Source organism: Bifidobacterium asteroides, from assembly GCF_003202755.1.
GTDB classification, from domain to species: domain Bacteria; phylum Actinomycetota; class Actinomycetes; order Actinomycetales; family Bifidobacteriaceae; genus Bombiscardovia; species Bombiscardovia asteroides_F.
This window is the reverse complement of the sequence record NZ_QGLK01000001.1, coordinates 682,083-703,907: the sequence shown is the minus strand read 5'-3', so window position 1 is coordinate 703,907 and position 21,825 is coordinate 682,083. Positions and strand designations below refer to the sequence as shown.

18 protein-coding genes and 1 riboswitch are annotated in these 21,825 nt (G+C 59.2%); of the genes, 8 read left to right on the top strand and 10 right to left on the bottom strand.

Going from position 1 to position 21,825, the window contains the following annotated elements; translation table 11 throughout:
• Window positions 1-14 precede the first annotated feature (14 nt).
• From pdxA to DKK74_RS02555, 3 genes are all read left to right on the top strand, one after another.
• Window positions 15-1,067 carry a 4-hydroxythreonine-4-phosphate dehydrogenase PdxA gene (gene pdxA / locus DKK74_RS02565; RefSeq protein ID WP_110412607.1) on the top strand — a complete coding sequence of 351 codons (1,053 nt, stop codon included), beginning with the start codon at window positions 15-17 and terminating at the stop codon, window positions 1,065-1,067.
• Window positions 1,068-1,069: 2 nt separating this feature from the next.
• Window positions 1,070-1,522 (top strand): RpiB/LacA/LacB family sugar-phosphate isomerase, encoded by a 453-nt coding sequence (locus DKK74_RS02560; RefSeq protein ID WP_110412606.1) that lies wholly within the window; start codon window positions 1,070-1,072, stop codon window positions 1,520-1,522.
• A 178-nt stretch (window positions 1,523-1,700) separates the two neighbouring features.
• On the top strand, window positions 1,701-2,441 hold the full coding sequence (locus DKK74_RS02555) for a triose-phosphate isomerase family protein (RefSeq protein WP_110412605.1): 741 nt from the start codon (window positions 1,701-1,703) through the stop codon (window positions 2,439-2,441).
• Window positions 2,442-2,649: 208 nt separating this feature from the next.
• On the opposite strand, the gene DKK74_RS02550 is transcribed toward DKK74_RS02555, so the two are convergent.
• Complete coding sequence (locus DKK74_RS02550; RefSeq protein WP_110412604.1) at window positions 2,650-4,068, bottom strand: FtsX-like permease family protein; 1,419 nt, start codon at window positions 4,066-4,068, stop codon at window positions 2,650-2,652.
• Between the two features lie 200 nt (window positions 4,069-4,268).
• Window positions 4,269-4,332, top strand: a riboswitch (guanidine-III (ykkC-III) riboswitch).
• Here DKK74_RS02550 and DKK74_RS08870 point away from each other — a divergent pair.
• Together DKK74_RS08870 and DKK74_RS02540 are read left to right on the top strand one after the other, a co-directional pair.
• Entirely contained in the window at window positions 4,296-4,766 is a 471-nt protein-coding gene (locus tag DKK74_RS08870) for a DMT family transporter (RefSeq protein ID WP_375537549.1), read from the top strand. It overlaps the preceding riboswitch by 37 nt.
• The gene (locus DKK74_RS02540) at window positions 4,732-5,139 is read left to right on the top strand and encodes a GNAT family N-acetyltransferase (protein WP_258334419.1); all 408 of its coding nucleotides are present in this window, start codon (window positions 4,732-4,734) and stop codon (window positions 5,137-5,139) included. The genes DKK74_RS08870 and DKK74_RS02540 overlap by 35 nt, the downstream gene beginning before the upstream one ends.
• A gap of 274 nt (window positions 5,140-5,413) precedes the next feature.
• Here DKK74_RS02540 and DKK74_RS02535 read toward each other — a convergent pair whose 3' ends face one another.
• Complete coding sequence (locus tag DKK74_RS02535; protein ID WP_110412603.1) at window positions 5,414-7,000, bottom strand: oligopeptide:H+ symporter; 1,587 nt, start codon at window positions 6,998-7,000, stop codon at window positions 5,414-5,416.
• A gap of 457 nt (window positions 7,001-7,457) precedes the next feature.
• Between DKK74_RS02535 and DKK74_RS02530 the strand changes: the two genes are divergently transcribed.
• From DKK74_RS02530 to dtd, 3 genes are read left to right on the top strand one after another with little or no spacing between them, the layout of a single operon-like run.
• Window positions 7,458-9,776, top strand: coding sequence for a beta-L-arabinofuranosidase domain-containing protein (locus DKK74_RS02530; RefSeq protein WP_219997342.1), 2,319 nt, complete (start codon window positions 7,458-7,460; stop codon window positions 9,774-9,776).
• 60 nt (window positions 9,777-9,836) lie between these two features.
• Window positions 9,837-10,703, top strand: coding sequence for an AraC family transcriptional regulator (locus tag DKK74_RS02520; RefSeq protein WP_309146453.1), 867 nt, complete (start codon window positions 9,837-9,839; stop codon window positions 10,701-10,703).
• A gap of 18 nt (window positions 10,704-10,721) precedes the next feature.
• Window positions 10,722-11,222, top strand: coding sequence for a D-aminoacyl-tRNA deacylase (dtd, locus tag DKK74_RS02515; RefSeq protein ID WP_110412600.1), 501 nt, complete (start codon window positions 10,722-10,724; stop codon window positions 11,220-11,222).
• On the opposite strand, the gene DKK74_RS02510 is transcribed toward dtd, so the two are convergent.
• From DKK74_RS02510 to DKK74_RS02475, 8 genes are all read right to left on the bottom strand, one after another.
• The gene (locus DKK74_RS02510; protein ID WP_258334418.1) at window positions 11,215-12,492 is read right to left on the bottom strand and encodes a cell division protein FtsQ/DivIB; all 1,278 of its coding nucleotides are present in this window, start codon (window positions 12,490-12,492) and stop codon (window positions 11,215-11,217) included. The two genes, dtd and DKK74_RS02510, sit on opposite strands and share 8 nt — an antisense overlap.
• The gene (gene murC / locus DKK74_RS02505; protein ID WP_375537548.1) at window positions 12,489-13,964 is read right to left on the bottom strand and encodes a UDP-N-acetylmuramate--L-alanine ligase; all 1,476 of its coding nucleotides are present in this window, start codon (window positions 13,962-13,964) and stop codon (window positions 12,489-12,491) included. The genes DKK74_RS02510 and murC overlap by 4 nt, the downstream gene beginning before the upstream one ends.
• Before the next feature lie 232 nt (window positions 13,965-14,196).
• Entirely contained in the window at window positions 14,197-15,429 is a 1,233-nt protein-coding gene (locus DKK74_RS02500; protein ID WP_181414904.1) for a UDP-N-acetylglucosamine--N-acetylmuramyl-(pentapeptide) pyrophosphoryl-undecaprenol N-acetylglucosamine transferase, read from the bottom strand.
• A 70-nt stretch (window positions 15,430-15,499) separates the two neighbouring features.
• A complete protein-coding gene (locus DKK74_RS02495; protein WP_110412597.1) occupies window positions 15,500-16,723 on the bottom strand; it encodes a peptidoglycan glycosyltransferase FtsW in 1,224 nt (407 codons plus the stop codon).
• Window positions 16,707-18,146 carry a UDP-N-acetylmuramoyl-L-alanine--D-glutamate ligase gene (gene murD, locus DKK74_RS02490; protein ID WP_110412596.1) on the bottom strand — a complete coding sequence of 480 codons (1,440 nt, stop codon included), beginning with the start codon at window positions 18,144-18,146 and terminating at the stop codon, window positions 16,707-16,709. Before murD ends, DKK74_RS02495 begins: the two co-directional genes overlap by 17 nt.
• 79 nt (window positions 18,147-18,225) lie before the next feature.
• A complete protein-coding gene (gene mraY / locus DKK74_RS02485; protein ID WP_029677929.1) occupies window positions 18,226-19,329 on the bottom strand; it encodes a phospho-N-acetylmuramoyl-pentapeptide-transferase in 1,104 nt (367 codons plus the stop codon).
• 74 nt (window positions 19,330-19,403) lie between these two features.
• Complete coding sequence (locus tag DKK74_RS02480) at window positions 19,404-20,930, bottom strand: UDP-N-acetylmuramoyl-tripeptide--D-alanyl-D-alanine ligase (RefSeq protein ID WP_110412595.1); 1,527 nt, start codon at window positions 20,928-20,930, stop codon at window positions 19,404-19,406.
• Window positions 20,931-20,939: 9 nt separating this feature from the next.
• Entirely contained in the window at window positions 20,940-21,821 is an 882-nt protein-coding gene (locus tag DKK74_RS02475) for a UDP-N-acetylmuramyl peptide synthase (RefSeq protein WP_110412594.1), read from the bottom strand.
• Between the last annotated feature and the right edge of the window lie 4 nt (window positions 21,822-21,825).

Sequence of the window (21,825 nt, the reverse complement as noted above, 5' to 3'; positions counted from 1 at the left end):
AGCAACTATTTGATATGAGCGAAGAATTGCAAAAGCCAGTCATGGCCATAACCCTTGGCGATCCAGCTGGAATCGGACCTGAAACTGTAGTCCAGACGATGAGGTCCGCGATGATTTACGACATATGCAAACCATTCGTCATCGGGCATCGCGACAGCTTTGAGCAGGCTATGAAAGTATGCAATGTAGGTGCTCTGAAGATCCATATGATTAATGATCCCAGCGAAGCATATTACCGTTATGGCACAGTCGATCTGTTACAGACCGATGTGGCAAATGACGCAAAGATCGAATATGGCTACCCTCAGCGTGATGCGGCTCTTCGCGCTTACTCATACATCACCAAGTCCATCGACCTAGGAATGGCCGGCAAGATCGATGCAGTCTCCACTGCAGCAATCAATAAGGCCGCGCTGAAAATGACGGACGTTCCTTATATTGGGCATACCGAGATCTATCAGGAGCTCACGCATTCGCCTTATGCCTTGACCATGTTTAACGTCCATAAGCTGCGTGTCTTTTTCGTCAGCCGTCATGTTTCGTTACGCAAGGCTTGTGATCTGGCCAACCATGATCGCATTCTAGAGTTTCTCAAGAATATCGACACAGAATTCAAGAAACTCGGTTTTAAGCACCCGACCATCGGCGTCGCTGCATTGAATCCCCACGTGGGCGAAGGCGGTATGTTCAGCACCGAAGAAATCACCGATATCCGCCCAGCTGTCGAAGATGCACAAAAGCTCGGAATCTGCGCAGACGGCCCTCTTTCGGCTGATGCCATTTTCGCACTGAACCTAGACGGACACAATGACTGCATTCTCTCGATGTACCACGATCAAGGCCATATCGCCTGCAAAACTTTGGACTTCGAGCATGCAGTGACGATAACGCTGGAGCTGCCTTTTATGCGTAGTTCCGTAGATCATGGCACTGCCTTCGATATTGCCGGGAAAGGGACCGCTCAGGGGCGCAGCATGATTGAGGCGACTCGGGTCGCTGCAGTGTACGCCAAGATGGGCATGGATTACAAGCGCTCGCAGGAACAGAATGCAGGGAAAGAGGAGTAGATATGAAGCTGGCTTTCGGTTGTGATCCCAATGCCACTGAGCTCAAGCAGGCCTTGATAAAAGAGGCTGAGCGGCTCGGTCATGAAGTGGTCGACTTCCCCTCTGGGGATCCTATTTATGCCAACACCGCCATAGCGGTGGCAAAGTCGGTTGCCGCCGGTGAAGAGGATCGTGGAATTCTGCTGTGCGGAACCGGTATAGGTGTGTTGTCCATCGCTGCAAACAAGGTCCCCGGCGCTTATTGTGCATGTGTTACGGATATCTATCAGGCTCAACGAGCTGTGCTCAGCAATAATGCGAATCTCATTTCAATGGGAGCACAAGTAGTAGGAGTGGAGTCGGCCAAGATGTTTATGGACGAGTACCTGAGTCATACGTTTGACCCCAAATCGCGCAGCGCTCCCAAGGTGGACCGAATTAACGAATATGAACGAGGGACTCTCGGAACCTGCTAAGACGGCCGGTGCAAGTGGATAAATGCGTTCAGGCGCGCGGTAAGCAGCTCAAAAATGTCTCTGCGCGCCTTTGTGATAAGACGTTGCAGGAATAGTGACGCTGCTTCTGCCCAGGAGCTATGCCTGCAAACAAATTGACAGTAGATACTCATAATTCGATCATGCGAAAGTAGAAGTCATGGCAATCGTTGCCTTAAGCACCAAGATGTATTTCCCCCGAAAGAGGACGCTTGACTATTGTCAGCGTCTGAGTCAACTACTGAAGCCCATCCATGACGCCGATTCTGTCGTTATGGCCGTGCTTCCTGATTTTCTCACGATTGCTTCAGCGGCATCGTTGCTAAAACAGGCAGGGGTACGAATCGGAGCCCAAGATGTCTGTCCCAACGACAGAGGAGCGTACACAGGAGAAGTATCCGGCTCAGATTTGGCTGCTCTGGGTGCTTCGATTGTAGAAATCGGTCACATAGAACGTCGCAGATATTATCACGAGGACGATGCCCTTATCTCAGGTAAGGTGGCCGCTGCTTGGCGCAACGGTCTGACGCCATTGTTGTGTGTGGGCGAGCCAGAACGCATGACTGCAGAGAAAGCATCACAAGTATGTATCGAAGAAATCAATAACGCTGTAGATGGTCATCAATCAGGCCCGCTATGGGTCGCATATGAACCGATATGGGCCATAGGAGCCCAGCATCCCGCATCAACAGAGTATGTGCGCGAAGTATGTACTGCTATTTCTGAACATTTCCAACAGTACGACGATAACATATCCATCATTTATGGAGGTTCGGCAGGACCCGGGCTTCTGACTGAATTATGGCCAACTGTCGACGGGTTGTTCTTGGGCCGGTTTGCGCACGAATCCGAAGCTTTCATTTCAGTAGTGCAAGAGGCCCGCATGCTGGAGACTTCCTGATTCTGTTATCGGAGCATGAATGATCATTCGGTCCCACTTACTACATTCAAACCCACAGAGCTTTCTATTTTTGCGCAACGAAGGGGAACAGAACAGCGTGACAGGCAAAGAGGTCTGAAACTTCCCTATTGCATTTGCAACAATCAACAGTCCATAATCAAACCTCTAGAGCGATCTTTATAGACCTACTCCATTTGCTTGGTGTGAATCATTCGCCTACGGCCCCTTGCAGAATGGCTACGGGCGAACGCCTCAATGCAGGCCGCGCCGTCAGCATGGTCGCCAGCGAGCCGACGATAATGATCGGCAACCCGCATATAAGGAAGAACTGCCAGGGAAAGACCATGGACAGACTGTGGACTAGTGGCCAGTAAACCAAAGCAGCGCACAGTCCGACCAGTCCGGCGCCACCTGCTGCGATGATAATGCCTGTAGTCATCACGATGGTGCCATCCAATATGGATATAGCAGTAAGCTGCTGCGAGTTTGCGCCGGCAATCGACAGGAGCGCCAGATCAATATCACGATCCCGAGCGGCGATCGCGAACCCCGCGATCACACCGACTAGGGCGACAAGCAGCGCTGCCCAGAAACCATAGAGCAACTCCAAGGTTCCGCCCGATGTGACGTTCTCTATTCCTGGTATCTTGTTCATGGCGATGGTACTGGTGCCTCCGGCAGCCAACAGACCGCCAACCAGAAACATACAGGCAGTCAGAGCTATAACTGTTGAGCCGAATGCAGTGTCTCGACTCCTGACCACAGCCTGCGAACGTGCTATCCGCCAAACGGCAGACGACAACGGCACTAGAGCAGTCCAAAGTTGAGTGACCCTGCTTATAACAGGCCCCCCAGAACGTGCCAAGGCAATCAGCAGCAGGAGAATAGCAAACAGCGGCCCACTCCCAACGGTACTTATGACTGCCTGGACCTGCTTAGGGTCCGAAAGATAGGCAAAGACAGGCAACGGCAATAACAACAAGGCCAACCCAAGGAAAAGGAATACAAGACCCCGTCCATGTAGGGGCCGGTCAATCGATTCGCTCTCCTCAGCACGGCGCACTACCCGGACGGGTGTCATCTTCCCCAAATCCCGCAATGTCCGGCTGGTCGCCAAGACAGCCGTGGCCAATCCCACTACAAGACCAGTCAGGGCAGACCTGGGAAAACCGCCCCAGGTAAAAGCGAAATGTACCGGCATTGGCATCCCTGTGGAATACCAATCCAGGATTCTTCCAGCCAGCGCAGGTGAAAGAGCCACAGCAACAAGGGAGGCTGGTAGAACCAAAATCATCACCTGCAAAAGGGTAAGCAGCAGAATCTGCTTAGGCGTGGCTCCCAGCAGCGAGAGAAGGGCCAGCCCCTGCCGACGTTGGCGAATTGATGCCTGCAGGGTCTGCTTGATCACCAGGCAACCGAGCACAATGACTGTGAGAAAGACCAGACTTAGGGCCGATGCGAGACTCTTGGCAGGATCACTGGTCTTGACTGACAAACTTTGGTAATAGCTGTTGATGCCCATGCTCACGCTCATGGCGCAGAGCAGGGTTTGGGTGACCACAAGAACGATAAAGACGCCAGCCCAGATGCCACTATTGGCTTTCAGATCACGCAAGGCCCAAGTCATGATTCATTCACCTGCCACATCCTCGTGCGTACACTCTGCCGGATTACTTTATTTATATAAATAGCCGACCGACGCGGAGGACAACATCCGGCAAACCCCTGAAACGACCCTGAATCAACCCTGATTCCTTCTCACAATGGACCGTCGACCACTCCCCTGCTTAGTCCGCCATCAAAGTCGCACACGTGCTACTCTGATGCTCAGAATCTGACTCAGATTCCCAGACGATGGTCAAGTACCCGGACAGCGACAAGACTTGCCGAAAGGGAACCATGTCCTCGTGGATCATACTCATACTCGCCGGCATCTGTGAATCGGTCTGGGCCACAGCTCTGGACAAGTCTCAAGGTTTTACCAAAATCATCCCCGACATCGTTTTTGTTGTGGGGCTGGTTCTCAGCATGGTGGGTCTGGCCTTTGCCATGCGCAGCATCCCTACCAGCACGGCCTATGTATGCGGTCTGGGTCGGCATCGGAGCTGCATTGACTGTCCTATACGCTATGGCTACGGGCTCGGAGCCTATTTCACTCGCCCGCATTCTGCTCATCATCGGTCTGGTCGCCTGCGTGGTCGGACTCAAGATCGTCAATTAAGGATTGACACCCAACAAAGCAGATACACCCAAGCAACAAACAAAATCAAGAAAAGCAGGAATCACCATCATGACCGCAGTAATACGGCAATGCACCTCGGATGATGCCGGGCTGATACGTGCCATGGGCATTACCACCTTCCGCGACACCTTCGCCGCCGACAACAGTCGGGAGAACATGGAAGACTACCTCCGTCACTCCTTCTCCCCTGAACTTGTCAAGTCGCAACTGTCCGAACCTGAATCCGTTTTTCTGCTGGCCAGCGTGGAAGGCACTCCCGCAGCCTACATGCAGCTCAACAACGGGAAGGCCCAGACGGAGCAGTTCGGTGACACTTCAATAGAAATCGAGCGGCTCTACGTCCTATCGGACTTCAAACGCCAGGGACTGGGCACACTGCTGGTCAATCAGGCCTTCGAACGAGCCAAGGAACCAGAGACTAAGCAAAATCTGGCTGGGTGTATAGGAGCACAATGAACCCGCTCAACGTTTCTACCAAGCCATGGGCTTCAAACGGACCGGCGAGCACACTTTCACCTTGGGCGCTGACATTCAGACCGACTGGATCATGACCGCAGCAATCAATTAATAGCTACCTCTGTGCAAACACGAGGCACCGAAAGCCACAAAATTGCGGATGGCCTCCGGTGCCGCTATTGACAACAGCAAAGGGCTATTGCGAAACTGCTTACCTCTTCACTATCACCCGGTCTTTGTAGAGATCTTCGCTCGACAAAGACCGATCCATTCACTAATCATCGAGAATCATGGATTCGAAACGCTTGCTGAACATCATTACCACAACAGCAACAACAATTTCCAAAGTGCCAATGATCAGGAATAGAGGAAGTTGCTGATCCAGAGACTTCAACCTTCCATAGACGACCAGCATGATGGCGGTACCGATGGCTGCAGACAAGGTTAGTGAGGTCTGCATCTGCGTCTCGTAAGACTTCGGAGCAATTGCAGCAACAGTTGAGTTAGCTGCAACACCGTAGGGGAATCCACCGAAATTGCTGACCAAGTAATAAACCAGCAGCCATACCACCGAGTATTTTCCGGCGTGAGGATTGAGCACGACAGTCGGCACAATCAGGAGGAAATTGGCGATGCCGGTGAAGAAGAAACCAAAGCAGAGACGACTGCTCGACTTCCAACGCTTGCCCAGGTCGGTGACCCAGAACCAGCTGAAGAAGAGCCCCGAGAGCAAAGAAATAATACCCACAATAGTTGTGAAAGATCCTGGCGCGATTTCGATGCCCCCGAACTTGCGGTTGATCCGCTGATCCAAGAACATCAGCAAGGTGGTTCCTTGGATGGCGTAATCCACACCAATCACGATTTGCATGATAAACAGTGGAGTCACTGCACGCAACCGATGCCGTTCTGTGCTGCTGATGCGCTTGGAACGCCAGATAATGGCAAAGAAGAGAATCGCCACCACAAATGTGCACGAACTAACGGTATTGGCCAGGCTGTTCACACTGACCTTCTTGGACAAGAGCAACACGGCTATAAAAGCAGCAATGACAACCAGGGCCACCAGAGCAATTAGACTATAGCGCTTCTTCTCTTGAACGCTCAAGGGTCTGGACGGCTTTGAACCCAAGGATCCAAAGAAACGTTTACCGGGCAAGCCGATAATAGCGGCATAGAGCAGAGCCGCGACAGCCCCAATAGCAAAACCGTAATGATAGTTGACCAGCCCTAGTTGCGCAGAAATCACAGGAGTGATAAAGCCCGCTATGTTATTGGCGATGGCGTGAATAGCGAAGGCCCCGTCACGGCGACTGTCATCGCGATGGAAGAGCATGCCGGTCAACGAGGCGTTGGAGGCACCGACGATAGGAATGTTCATGAGGACCATGCCCACTATGGCAAAAGCCCGACCCTGACCGATTGAGAATGCAGGGATAGCAAGAAGGCCACAGGACAGCCCCTTGGTGATATTGCCAATGACCAGCGCCTTGCGAGCGCCAAAAACTCGATCAGCCAACCAGCTGCCCAGTATTTCGAACATGGAATTGATGGCCGCCACGATGGCTATAAGCTGGGCCGCCTCACCCTGGGTGAATCCCAATCCCTTGGTCCAAGGCTTGTAGAGATAGTAAATCATCACAGCCCCGTAAGAGGCCCAGCAGATGGAGTTAAAAAGGTTGCCCGTGGCCAGTATGCCAATACCCTTGGGGTAACCGAAGAAGGAACGATCTGATCTTAGATGTTCCAATTCCTCCTCTTGACGATGGTCGACCTTGAGACCGGATTCATCGACCACCAGGTTTGAATCCTGCTGGTCCGTGTCCGACTGCTCGTCGACATGTTCCGATGATGTTGCCATACGCTTCTCCTCGCTTCTCAATGGCACCGACCCTCGTTGTTCGGCACCCTTTTGCTCTGCGTGGAACCACAGGCTGTTCCACTTGGAACGGTAAATCTTCAGCCCTTTGGACGTAGGTGCAAAGAGAATGGGAAAAGGTGGATATTTCTCGGTAATGCCATCTGTTCGGTATCCGACAAGACTACCCTGGCAGCTCGTTCCTTGCTCAGAAAGCGCGCCATTGCAAGGATTAGGAGGATATAGAAGCTAGCAAGAACAACTCCAAACCAAAGACACAAGATTGTCCACCCATTCGACGATTTCCCCCACCTTCACAATCGGGCTTTCGTCCATAGACTGATGAGGTAAGGCGCACCAAGGCGTCGGGGCAGAGCGGCGCCGACGGATCGGAGACGACCCGACGGAAACCATGACCGGCCAGAATCCGCCTGTCAACGGAGGAAGTAGGTAATTCATCATGACATCATCCATGCACACTGATCAGGACTGCGTCGACGAGGCGGCCCGTCAGATCTACATCGGCAACACGGGCACCGTGGATTTCGACTTGAAACTGCCGACCGAAGGGGTGGAGGGAACCACCATCGAGTGGACCAGCAGCGACGATCGATGGGTGAACCCTCAAGGCAAGGTCAATCAGCCCGAATACGGCCTAGGCGACCGGAACGTAACCCTGACCGCGACCGTCACCAAGGGCGGCGCCGAGGCCCAGCGCAACTTCGATGTGACCGTGTTGCAGATGCCCAACAAGATCGAAGTGCGCAAGGTCTACCCCATCGAGATCAAGGCGCGCAAGGGCATCACCTACTATTTGCCCATGTTCACGGCCGTGCTGACCAAGGACGGACAAAAGGTCTCCCAGCGGGTCAACTGGGACGAAGGCGTTGAGCAGCGGGACGAACAGACCGGCGAACATGACTTCCAAGGATCCATCGACGGCAGCGACATCCGCTTGCAATGCAAGGTTCAGGTGATTGACGAAGACCCCGAACAGCCAGTGGATTCCAGCCCTAAGGTCCGCCGCGTGCCCATCTCCCGGGTGCGGCTCCAGGGTGATGGAATGCTGGCAGGCAACCAGCGCCGACGGATAGCCTTTCTGAAGACCCTGGACGACGATCAGCTCCTGGTGGAGTTCCGCCGGGCCGCCCATCTGGACACCAAGGGCGCCAAGCCCATGATCGGTTGGGACGCTCCGGACTCCAACCTGCGCGGCCACACCACCGGGCACGTCCTGTCCGCATACGCCCTGGGTTATGCCGCCACCGGCGACGAGGACATTCGAGCCAAGCTGACTTATCTGGTCGACGGGCTGGCCGAGGTCCAGGCCGCCTTCGCCAAGAGCGGGACCACCAAGCCGGGCTTCCTGTCGGCCTACGATGAGAGCCAGTTCGACAAGTTGGAGCAGTACGCGCCCTACCCCACCATCTGGGCGCCCTACTACACTCTGCACAAGATCCTGGCCGGGCTGATCGACGCCTACCACTTCGCCGGCAATGAAACGGCTCTTCGCGTGGCCTCGGACCTGGGCGACTGGGTCTATGACCGCGTCCACCGACTCCCCCATGAGCAGTTGCAGAATATGTGGAGCATGTATATCGCTGGCGAGTTCGGAGGCATGAATGAATCCCTGGCCCATCTGTACGCCATCACCGGACGTAAGGAGCACCTGGATGCCGCTCGCCTCTTCGACAACGACCGTCTCATGGTTCCCATGCGTCAGAAGGTGGATGCACTGGGCGGGTTGCATGGCAACCAGCACATCCCCCAGGTCATCGGTTCGGTGGAACTCTTTCGCCAGACCGGGCTGCCCTACTACTTGCAGCAGGCCGAGTTCTTCCTCAAGTCGGTCATGGGCCATCACATCTACGCCATGGGCGGCACCGGTCAGGGCGAAATGTTCCAACAGCCCGACGTGATCGGCGCCCTGCTCAAGGACAACACCGCTGAGTCCTGCGCCTCCTATAACCTACTCAAGCTGTCTGCGCTCCTGTTCTCCTTCGACCCCGATCAGGAGTATGCAGACTACACCGAGCTGACCACACTCAACCACATCGCCGCCAGCACCGACCATGTACCCCAGGGCGGCAGTCTCTACTTCTTCCCCACTCAGCCGGGCGGCCACAAGGAATTCGATGAGGAGAACAGCTGCTGCCACGGCACCGGCCTGGAATCGCACTTCTACTACGCCGATGGAGCCTTCTACACGGACGAGACGACCCTGTGGATCGAGCAGTATCTTCCCTGCAGCCTGAACGACATCGACCAGAAGATGGCCCTGAGCGTGGATGTGGACGACCGCTACCCCGAGAAAGTGACCATCACCATAGAGGCCCTGGACAGGCCGCGCCTGGCCCTGCGCATTCCCGCCTGGACCCGCAGCAGGGTCCACATTGACATCGACGGAACCCCGGTGTCCCAGGTTCTCATGGGCGCCGACCCGGCTGTGGCGGTCCTGGAGGCGAGCGCCTGTGGTCTGGGTACCTGGGGAGGAACCACCATTACGCTGACATTCGACCCGACCATCCGGCTGATCGGTACCCCTGACAAGCCCTCCCTGGCCGCCGTGGCCTGGGGACCCTACGTGCTTGCCGCCTTGAGCCCCAGCACCGATATGCAAAGCCTTAACATCGACCGGAAGGACCCCGGATCCGCCTTCGAGCGCCAGGGCGAGAAGCTGGTCTTCCGTCACCGGGACAGCGGCCTGGAATTCGTCCCCCTCTGGACCATTGACGAAAGCCAGCCATATCATGCCTACGTCGAAGTGGCCAGCCACTGACCGCGTCCTAATAAGGCCAAGGTTTCAGCTACAGGGAGGACGGTCAGCACGGATCAGGCAATCATCACCAGTTTCCCCAACGATGCGGCGGTCTTCAAATCCGCAGGGCGCTTTATCGGCACCCCCGGATGGATCCACGAGCGCCGCACCGTCGACAGCTTTGAGCTGATCCTGGTTGAAGAGGGCCTCCTCCCGCTGACGGTAGCCGGGCGGCATCATGATCTGAAGGCAGGCGGCCTGTTGCTAATTCCGCCCGGAACTCCTCATGAGGGCAGTCGACGGCTGGGACAGGAGCCGCTGACCTTCTACTGGGCCCACTTCACCTTGCCTGACTGGCACAAGGTTCAAGGCCTGCCTGACGAACCGAGGGATGGAAATGACCAGGGAGCGGCACGCGTGGTGCTGCCCCTGGATTTTCGTCTGGCAGACAACAATCGGTTAACCGTCATGTTCAACCAGCTGCTTGACATCTACCAGCGCACCTACCCGGATCCCAGCCCCTACTGCAGCTATTTCATGACCTGCCTGCTCATGGAGATCGCCATGGGAAGGCCCGCGCCCAAGGGCCGTCAAGAAGCTGACGACGAGGACAGCACCCTCCAGAAGGTCCAAGATTGGATCCGTATCAACGCCTGCGACCGGATCAGTGTTGCCAGCGTAGCAGAAAACTTCAACTATTCGCCCTCGTACCTGTCGACCATCTATAAGCGGCGGTTCGGCATCGGTATCACCGGACAGATCAGGCGGATCCGCATCGAACGAGCTCAGGAGCTGCTCCTGTCGACCTCCATGGGCGTCAGACAGATAGCCGAAGCCTGCGGATATGACGACCCCAAATATTTCATGCGCGTCTTCAAACGGTTCTCCGGCCTGACCCCAACCAGATACCGATCCAGCTTTTCCCAGCGACACTACAACAACGCCTGAAGTCTTTAGACTAAAAGCATGAGAATCGTCATACAGCGGGTCAGCCGTGCCAGGGTCGATGTGGTCGACGAGCAGGGGCAGCAGGATCCAGATTTCAAACCCCAGAGCATTGGCATGGGCCTCTTGCTCCTGGTGGCCGTTCAGAACGGGGACGGGGCTGACCAGGTGGACTATGCCGTCCGCAAGCTGACACGGATGCGCATCTTTGCCGACAAGGAGAACCGGATGAACCGGTCGATCCTGGACTGCGGCGGCTCCATCCTCTCCATCTCCCAGTTCACCCTCTATGCGGATCTGCGTCGCGGCAACCGTCCCAGCTTCATGGCTGCTGGAGAGCCACAACACGCCCAAAGCGTCTGGCATGATCTGAACCGGGCCCTGGCAGCAACCGGTGTGCCAGTTGCCGTCGGGCGCTTCGGCGCACACATGCGATTGGATCTGGTCAACGACGGACCGGTGACCATCCTGCTGGACACCGACAGGTTGATGAAGCCGGCAGCTCCTTCAGCGACTATTTGACAATGGGCCTCAGGGGCGCCGACACATCCAGCTGATGCTTGTCGCCGATCTTGGAGGGATCGTTGATGATCTTGTCGACCACGGCCTGCTTGAGCTTCAGGTCAGAGCCGTCGCCCCAGATGATGACATGTTTGCCCTGGTCCAGCTCGGTGGTAATGGAGTCTTGGGTTTCCGCAGTCACCTTGGTCACCGAATGGCGCATGGCCTCGGGCATGGCTGACAGAATCCGCAGGGTCTGCCTGACCGCCTGATCCTGCTGGGCACGCTTGACGGTAGCCACCTGGATGACCGGCACCCCCTCGACCGGCTTGGACACAGTATTGAGCACCCTCCCCTGTCTGTCGACGGCCGTCAGTTTGCGCTGCGCATCCTTGAAGACCGCAGTAGGCTCCTGGGCATCGAAGGTCACCTCCAGACCGTGCGGAAAACTCTTGCTGACCTTGGCATCGGTCACCCCGGCCATGCCGCTGATCTCCTGCTCTACGCCATTGGTGGAAATCAGCAGCAGAGAGCGATCCCCCTGATTGGCCACGATTGAGACCACTCGATCGTTGGACACCCAGGCATTGCCGCCGCTGACATTGATCTTGTCGGTCTGCAGGCGAAAGACCGGCGAAAGAAAGAGCAGCCATGCCAGTCCTGCTATCAGAGCTATAACCAGGAGGACGACACCTGTCCGGATCAAGACCAGCCTGCGGCTGACCTTCTTCTTTTCGCGCACTCGGGCCTGAAAATCCAGAACCTTGGGCCGGACGAAGATCCCCAGACCCTGGTCCTCCTGGTCGGTGCCTATTCTGCCCGAGACGGGTCGGTCCGGCGGTATGGCCCGGGCATCGACAAATCCTTCGGCCGAACTTGTCGAATGAGAAGTCGCGGATTTGGATGCCACAGACTTGGAGACTGATGCGCTACTGCCTTTTACCAGCGAGCGGGAGGATGATGAGGCGGATCTGGCGCTACGAGTCCGTGAGCCGCTTGTATTCTTGGAACGACTCGGACGACCCTTGAGACGCTTCGAACCTTTGAGAGACCTTGACCGCTTAAGGCGTCTGCCCTCATCGCCTGTTTTTTCAACCTTGGACCGGCTGGCCTGTACCGAAGCATCTGAGACGGTTGACTTGCCCGATCTAGCGGTTCTGCCAGTCCGCAGTCCTTCTTCCAAAGGCTTGGTATGTCCAGACCTGGCCGTCCGTGCGGCCTTGGCAGCCCGGACGGCCTTGGTTCTGGACGAGGCTCCGCTGGAGGCGCTGCGGCCCTTGCCGGTCTTCACTGCTTGTCCCGTTCAGCCAGCCTGTCAAGAATGACCGGCCCCATGTCTGTGACGTCACCGGCGCCCACGGTCAGGATTACATTCCCCGGCTCCGCCCGCTCGGCCAGATCCAGAGCTGCCTGATGAATATCCGGGCAGGCCCGGAAGACGGCCCCGGTCGACCTATTCCCAGTATTCTGAGACTTCTGGTCCGATGCCTTGCGGGCTGCGGTAGGGATGGTTCCGGCATCCACGCCCGGAAAATCGCTGGCCAGCTCACGGGCGGGGAAGATGTCAGTGACCGTCACATCGTCCGCCAGGGACAGAGCGGCAGCGAAACGGTCGGCGAAGATGGCGGTGCGCGAATACAGGTGGGGTTGGAAGAGCACCCTGATGGTCCGGCCCGGATAACGTCGTCTGGCCGCGGTCAGCAGGGCGGCGATCTCCGTAGGATGATGGGCGTAATCGTCCACTACGGTGACCCCATGCTGGCATCCGCGAACCTCGAAGCGTCGAGAGGCCCCACGGAAGTCGGCGGCGGAAGCGGAGGCCGTATCAGGATCCATCCCCAGCAGGATGGCGGCGATGATGGCTGCGGCGGCATTGCGGGCGTTGTGGATGCCGGGAATCGCCAAATCCACCTGCAGATCGAGAGGCTTGCTGGCATCCAACCCTGCCGCCTGGAGCACTTGCGCGGGGAGAGCCAGACGGCAATGTTCACGGCCGCTGCCGCTGCTCTCGGACTCGGACCCGATGCGGACCAGGCCCAGAACCCCAGGCAGGGAGTCAACGCTCAGCCGGGGATCTGATGCATAGACGATGATCTTGGCGCGGCAGTCCCCTTGCAGCCGCCGCAACACCTCCAGGGCCCCCTGGTCGTCCCCGCAAACCACCAGGAAACGTCGGGCATGCCGGGCATGTTCCACAAAGGCCTGGTGGAAGGCATCAGCCGTGCCGTAGTGGTCCAGATGGTCGGGCTCCACGTTGGTGATGACGGCGATGTCAGGAGTGTACTTGCCAAAGCTGCCGTCGGACTCGTCCGCTTCGGCCACTAGAACCCGTCCGGCTCCCACGTGCCCGCCGTCCATGGGCCCCTGGCTGCTCTGGAGGCTGCCCCCGATGGCATAGCTGGGATCGGCCAGATCTCCTCGGCCGCCATTGGTCAGCAGGTGAGCCAAGAGCGCACTGGTGGTGGTCTTGCCATGTGCTCCAGCCACGGTGACCGAAATCCTGGAGGCCATAAGCAGGGCCAGAATGTCGCTGCGATGGACCAGCCGGGCACCCGCGTCACGAGCTGCCAGAATCTCGGGATTGTCAGGTTTGATGGCACTGGACCAGACCACCGTGCGGGCCCCGGCCACATTGCAGGCTTCTTGACCGATGGTGACCCGGATTCCCAGCTGACGCAGGCGTCGGGTCTTGTCCCCCTCAGCACGGTCGGATCCGGAAACTTGCACCCCCTCCTGGTGTAGCATCTCGGCCAGCACGCTCATCCCTGCCCCGCCGATGCCGATGAAGTGTGTAGGTCCCAGATCCTTGGGGTCGCGCACTCCGGCCTGAGCCAGGGCAGGAAGGCAGGGGTTCAGGACCGGCAGGGACCGGTCACCGCCATCCTGCCGACCGGGCACTGTATTCAATTCATGCTTGGGCACAGTAGTTGCATCTCCTCCAACAGTTCATGACCATCCAGGACGGTCGCCCGTCGCCTGCCTCCATTATGCCCGATTAGGCCCTCCCAGATTCCTTGCGGGCAAGGTGTTGGTCGGCCATGGTCAGGATCTGCTCGGCCATCACCTGGGCGGCATCGCGAATCCCGTACTCCCAAGCCCCTCGGCGCATGTCAGCCAGCCTATCCTCGTCGGCAATAAGAGCAGGGACATGATCAGCCACCCATTTAGCATCCAGGGCCGCATCGTCCACCATGAGCCCTCCCCCGGCATTAACGACCGGCTGCGCGTTGAACCGCTGCTCACCATTGCCGATGGGCAGGGGCACGTAGACGGCGGGCACGCCCAGGGCGGCCAGCTCGCTTACAGAACCTGCACCAGCCCTGCAGACCACCAGATCAGCACAGGCGAAGGCCAAATCGATCCGCTCCAGGTATTCTGCCATGTGGTAGTCCCCCTGGCCCCGATGAGCCGGGTCCAGATCGTTGATAGCCGCATCGCCCAGGTCAGCCGTCACTTGCTCCCTGACCTGGTCGGCCTTGCCACGGCCCGTCAGATGGATGACCTGTGTCCGATCCAGCAGCTGCCGGGCTGCGCCAGCCACCGCCTTGTTCAGGCTGAGCGCTCCCAAGGATCCCCCGGTGACCAGCAGGATGGGCCTATCGGGATCCAACCCCAGAGACTGCGCAGACTCCCGGCGGGCTCCTGCAGGGTCAGCCTGCATCCGCTTGGCCAGTCGGGCGATGGCCGGCCGCAGGGGCAGGCCCACACGACGCACTGGTACTCCGGCCCGGGCCCGGATGCCGGTATCCTCATAGGCCGTACCCACGAAATCAGCCCAGCGGGCACCCAACTTGTTGGCCATGCCCGCCCGGGCATTCTGCTCGTGGACGACGATGGGCAGACCCAGGTTCCGTGCGGCCCTGTATGCCGGCGCCGAGGCATAACCGCCAAAGCCGACCACCAGGTCGGCTGACCGATCCTGCAAATACACTCGTACTCGCTGCACCTCACGCCGCCAACGCCGAGGGAAGTCCAGTGCGGCCTTGCCAGGACGACGAGGGAAGGGCACCTTCTCAATCAGGTCAAGGGGAAGTCCGGCGGCCGGCACCAGGTCGTGCTCCAGCCCGACAGCAGTGCCAATTACGCTGACAAAAGCCTGCGGGCAGCGCTCCTTAATGGCCGCAGCCACGCTGAGCAGGGGGTTGACATGCCCTGCCGTCCCTCCCCCGGCCAGCACCAGATGGGGACCAGCACCTTTCCCGGAATGCTCCTGGGCATCCCCAGGCATCCCTTTCTCGGTCCTCGTCGCTGTCGTCATCCGCGAATCCGCTTCCTTTCCGCCATGTCCATTCCGCATCTCAGGACCCGTCTGTGGCCGCCATCACGTCTGGTTGGGTCCGAATCATCTTCAGAGCCACCCCGGCCGAAGTCAGGCAGGAGATCAGGGCGGTCCCTCCGGCCGACACGAAGGGCAGGGGCAGCCCGATGACCGGCAGCAGGCCCAGAACCACACAGATGTTGATCAGAGCTTGGCCCACCAGCCACACATCCAGGCAAATCAGCACCATGCCCGCATACCGGTTCCTGGTAGTCAGGGCGATTCTCAGCATGCACCAGCCCATGACCACGAAGACCAGAATAAGCATAGCCGCCCCAACAAAGCCCAGCTCCTCGCCAATGACAGCGAAGATGAAGTCATTGTGCGCCTCGGGCAGATAGTTCCACTTCTCCCTGGAGTTGCCCAGACCGACCCCGGTCAATCCTCCCGAAGCCATGGCGTAGAGCCCATGGATGGACTGGTAGCAGACCCCTTGAATGTCATCAGTCGAGCACTTGCCATAGGCGGCCATGATCCGCTGGGTCCGGTTGCTGTTACCGTAAACCGAAAAACCGATGACCGCAGCCATCCCCAGAACCGCCAGGCTGAGCAGCCATCGCAGGGGGAAGCCTGAGACCAGGAAGGCCACGAAGCCGATGATGACGATGATCATGGCGGTCCCCAGATCCTTGCCCAGCATGATGAACATGAAGCTGATCAGAAAGCCGAAAGCCGGCTTGGCATAAGCCTTGGCCAGGCTCTTCAGATTGGAATCCTTGCCGACCTGCCGCTGGGCTTCGATCAGCGCCTGGGGCAACCACAGACACAGGGCCAGCTTGAGTAGCTCGGCCGGCTGCATGGAGATGCCCCCTATCGAGATCCATCCCTCGTTGCCGTTGGCGGAGCGCCCGAGCGGGGTACGAGTCAACAGCTGGATGCCCTGGCTGGCAATCAGAAACCAGGTGCTCCAGTTCCGGTAGTGATCAATGCTGATCCTCACGGCCAGAAGGGCCAGCAAGAGCCCCAACACTGCGTATATGGTCTGGCGAATGACCTGACTCCAGGGTGAGCTGCCCTGGGCCACCAGATCCACAGCCGAAGAGGAGAATACCATCATCAGGCCAAAGACCGTGGTGGCGACGACTGTGGCCAGAAAGCCGTAGTAGCACCAGAGCGGGTTGAGAATGGCCCGCCAGCCCCGGTAGTCTCCCTTGCTGCCAGACCCTCGTGAGTGGGCCTTGCTCGGATCAGTGTCGCGTTTCATGCTCGTGGACCCACTGTTTGGCCTGCTGGGCAAACTGGTCGCCCCGGTCAGCATAGGAGGCGAACTGATCCATAGAGGCGCAGGCAGGTGCCAGCAGAACCACCTGGCCGGGCTGTGCATAGGAGCCAGCCGCACGAACAGCCCGGGCCATGACCTGATCTCCAGCATCAGGATCAATCACGGTAACCGGCAGATCGGGCGCCTGGTCCTTGATGGCTTGGACCATGGGCTGCTGGTCCTGACCGATGACCACGGCTGCGGCCAGCTTGGACCTGCGGGACCGGACCAGATCGTCGAAGCGGGCGCCCTTGGCCAGTCCGCCGGCCAGCCAGACCACCTGGCCGTCATGGTAGCTGGCCAGGGAAGCCTCGGCTGCATGGGCGTTGGTGGCCTTGGAATCGTCTACAAAGCGGATGGCCTGCGCACCCTGGCCCAGAGAGGCCACGGTGCTGATCCTGTGGTCGCCGGGCGTGAAAGCGCGCATGGCCTCGATCGCCGCATCGACCTTGGCTCCAGCACCCAGTGCCAGAGCCAGGGCACAGAGAGCGTCGGCCAGCAGGTGAGGGTAGACCGTGCCGTCAGGCTCACACAGATCCGTCAGGTCGGCCACCCGGACCAGCCTGACGCCCTCATCACGGTCCTGACCGGTCATTCCGCTGCGGTCCATGACCCAGCCGTCCTCCACGCCCAGCTGCCCAGACTCAGGCCGGCCCAGGGTGAAGCCCACCAGTCGGCAACCTGGGGCTGGCTGCGCCTGTCTGGCCAGGTTGGAAACCCGGGAGTCATCGACGTTGTAGACCAGGGCCTTGCGCACGCCACGGTAGATGCGTGCCTTGTCGGCCGCGTAGGCCTCGAAGCCCCCGTGCCAATCCAGGTGGTCGTCGGCCAGATTGGTGATGGCCGCGCACTCCAGGGCCGGCGAGAAGGTGAAATGCAGCTGGAAGGAGCTCAGCTCAACGCAGAGCATGTCATTGTCGGGATCCAGGACGGCTGTGGAGACGGCCTTGCCGATATTGCCCACCGCAGGGGCCGTGAACCCGCTGGCCTGCAACATGGCGGAGACCATCCTGGTGGTCGAGGTCTTGCCGTTGGTGCCGGTGATCCCGATCCAGGGCGCCGGCCGGCCTGTCCGGGCCGAGGGCACCCGTAGCAGCCAAGCCATCTCCACCTCGCTGACCACGGGGATGCCCCGACGCTGCGCCTCAAGGATAAATGGGGTGCGCGGGTTGAAGACTGGCGAAGCCATGACCAGATCCACCCGACTCCAGTCCACCTGGTCGAAGTCATGAAGATCGGCCTGCGGGGCGCGCTGGTCCACAGTGATCACCCCGGCAGCCCGGCCTCGCAGGGCTGCGGCTACGCTCCGTCCGGAAATGCCCAACCCGGCGACTAGTACGCGCTTCTGGCTCAAGTCCATATCCATGAACACCTCATTCCGCTAGCTCCGGCATTTGCTTGGCATGATACCGGCTGCCGAAGTCCGGTACCGTGAATGGACGCGCTCAGATGGGCAACCCGGAGCGGACCACCCAGTCTGCATAGAAGCAGACCAAGGCCAACAGGACGAAGATCAGGTCCACCATCCAGAACCGGACAACCACCTTGGACTCCTGCCAGCCCATCAGCTCGAAGTGGTGGTGGATGGGCGCCATCTTGAAGACCCGCTTGTGGGTGAGCTTGAAGTAGCCCACCTGGATGACATCGGAGGCGGCCTCTCCCACGAAAAGCCCGCCCAGGATGACCGCCAAAAGCTCGGTATGGGTGGCGATGGACAAGGCTGCGAAGAGCCCACCCAGAGCCAGGGATCCGGTATCGCCCATGAAGATGGAGGCTGGGTTGGTGTTGTACCAGAGGAAGCCGAAGCAGGCCACAGCCGCACAGCAGGCGATGATGGCCAGGTCCAGGGGATCAGAGACCGCATAGGCATGGCCTGGATGGCCGCCACCCTTCAAGTGGTAGCTCTCCCAGAAGGCGATAACCGTGTAACCCACGAAGGCGATCATAGAGGAGCCTGAAGCCAGCCCGTCCAGACCGTCAGTCAGGTTGACCGCATTGCTCCAGGCCGTCATCAGCAGATTGACCCAGATGATGAAGAGCACCACGGACAGGACGCTGCCCGCCATTCGGAAGTCGATGATGGGCTGCTCCACGAAGGATATGCCCGCCTGGGCGCTGGGGTAGCCGTTCTTGGTGGGCAGCTTCAGGGCCAGCACCGCGTATATGGTGGCCAGAATGAACTGACCGATGAACTTGGCCCTGACCGACAGGCCCAGGTTCTGCTTTTTGCGCACCTTGGCGAAGTCGTCGATGAAGCCCAGGAAGCCCATGGAGAGCATGGCGAACAGGACCAGCATGGCCGACAGGGACACGGACTCCCCCCGCGACAGGTAGCGGTAGAGCGCCGAGGCCGCCCAGCCCAGCAGGATGGCCAGGTTGATGACCAGCCCGCCCATGGTCGGGGTGCCGCGCTTGACCAGGTGGGACTTGGGCCCGTCCTGGCGGATGTACTGGCCGTAGTGCAGGCGGTGGACCAGTCGTATCAGCAGGGGGGTCCCCGCCAGCGTCACCACCAGGGCGACCAGGATTCCGATGATGAGGGCAATCACAGTGTGTACTCCAACTCTTGGATTCTGTCCTTGAATATTAGACCCCGCTGCGGGGACGCCAGTGGACCCATGGCTCAGCCCTGCCACCGGTCGGCCAGATCGGACAGGCCAGACATATGCGAGCCCTTGAGCAGAACCAGATTCTGCCGGTCCGGATGCCTGACGCATAGGCGGCGAACCATCTGGTCGGCCTGGTCAGCGTCCTGGGCAAAGAGGACACACATGGACCCAGGCTGATTTTCGTTCGGATCGGAAGGGCTACCGGCACCACGGACCAGGGCCTGGACCAGAGCATCCATCTGTTGGTCTCGGCAACCCACCGCGACCAATGCATCAATGCCCTGGCAACGACAGTAGGCACCGATCTCCTGGTGCAATCGCTCCCCTCGATCACCCAACTCAAGCATGACCCCCAGGACTGCTATCCGATAGACCGGGCCATCGGATCCCTTCCAGGCGGACAGGGCGTCCAGACCGGCTCTCACGGAGTCGGGATTGGCGTTGAATGAATCATCGATCAGGGTGAAGGAGGCATCCGGCAGCCGGACCGACGACAGGGCCATCCGATGCGGACTGATTTGCCGCTGTCGACCCAGTTCATAGGCAATGCGCTCTGCGTCCAGACCCAAGGCGTGGGCCACCGTGGCGGCGGCCAGGGCGTTCATGACGTTGTGCCGTCCCGGAATGCCCAGACGGAGTCGAACCGGCTGCTGGCCGCGCAGGCGCAGCTCGAAGGCCGGCCTGTCCAGACTGTCACTGTCCAGGTAGCGAGCCGAACCGTCCAGGTCGCTGCCCTGCCCGCCTCCTTGAACGGCCATGCCAAACCGCAGAACAGGCCCGGAGGCCAGATCAGCCATGGCGGCCACCCGAGAATCATCTGCATTGAGCACGGCGGTCCCGCCCGGCACCAAGCCTTGCACAATCTCGCTCTTGGCCTGGGCGATGCGCTCCACGGAGCCGAATTCGCCCAGGTGGGCTACTCCGACCTTGAGGACCAGGGCCATGTCCGGGGGAACCATCCGGGTCAGGCCCGCAATCTCGCCCACGTGGCTGGCACCCATCTCCGCCACCAAATAGCGGGTGTCCGGCCCTACCTCCAAGGCGGTCAGAGGAAGGCCGATCTCGTTGTTGAAGGACCCAACCGGGGCCACCACAGGGCCCAGCAGGGCCAGCAGGGAGGCCAGCAGATCCTTGGTCGTAGTCTTGCCGACAGAACCGGTGATGCCGATGACCGTGAAGGGGCCCGGGGCATCACGCCGAAGGTCCATGTTGGTCCGTGCCAGCATCCCCAGGGCAGCAACCGTATCATCCACAAGAATCTGCGGCAGGTCAGCGTCCGGAACGAGATGGTCGACCAGAGCCGCGCGACAGCCTTTGGTCCCCAAGCCGGGAACATAGTCATGCCCGTCCACGTGCTCGCCCTTGATGGCTACGAAGAGTCCATCGGCCCCCGCCTGCCGGGAGTCGGTCACCACCCGCATGCGCACGGACCGACGGTCGGGTTCGCGACCAGGATCGGCCTCAACCAGCCGACCGTGCACATATTCGACGACCTCTTCCAGGGTCATGGGCATGGACCCGGCCCCTACAGACTGACTCATCCTCACCTCTCAGGACATTTCGCGGGAGACGCGCAGGGCGCTCCTGATGTTGTTGCGTTTGACACCGGCGGCCATGGTCATGGCGATGCACAGGGACAGATCGTCGCTTTCTGCATCCGCGGGTAGTGACTGGCGGGCCAGCCCATCTGATTCCTCGTTGCGCCGGGCCACGATGGTGTGCCCGCCCAGGTTGAACCCGTATCGACGGGCTTTGGAGATTAGGCGCACGTGCCGCATATCACGGGTGGAGCCTTCTTGGGCACCCAGGGCCACCACATCCAGGTCCACAGCCTGGAGGGCATCCCTGGCCAGAGTCTGCTCATCCACGGAGATGACCATGGCGGCCGCCCCGTCCTCTAGAGCTATGGAGAGACTGCGTTGCACATCGAACATGCTCAGGGGGTATTCCAGGTCCAGTCGCCGATCCAACGAGTATGAACCCTTAGAGCTGAGAATGCCAACTGGATTGCCCAGCACGTGCAGAAAGTCGGCCAAGAGATCCACCTGATCCTGCACCTGAGAACCGACCAAGCCGAACACAGCCAAGGCTCCCGAAGGGTCCCCTGCGGTATTGGCAAGCAACTGGCCCATCTGCCAGGCATGCATGGTGCCGAAGAGCAGAGGTATGCGGGCTCGTCCCACCTCTTGACGGGCCGAAGTCGGTAGCAGGGCTGCATAGGCCCCACGACGCTCGGCCTCCTCGATCATGCCCTGGTCCACCTGTTGGCCTGCAGGTACGTACAAGCTGCCAGGCCGCACTGAAGGCAGATCATCCACCAATGAGGTCACCGTAACTGGTTCAGCGAAGTCGGGGACCAAGGTAAGCCCATAGCGCCCTTTGAGCTGACCCAGGGTCAACCGTCGGGAGATTGATTCACTCAGCGCACTCATGCTG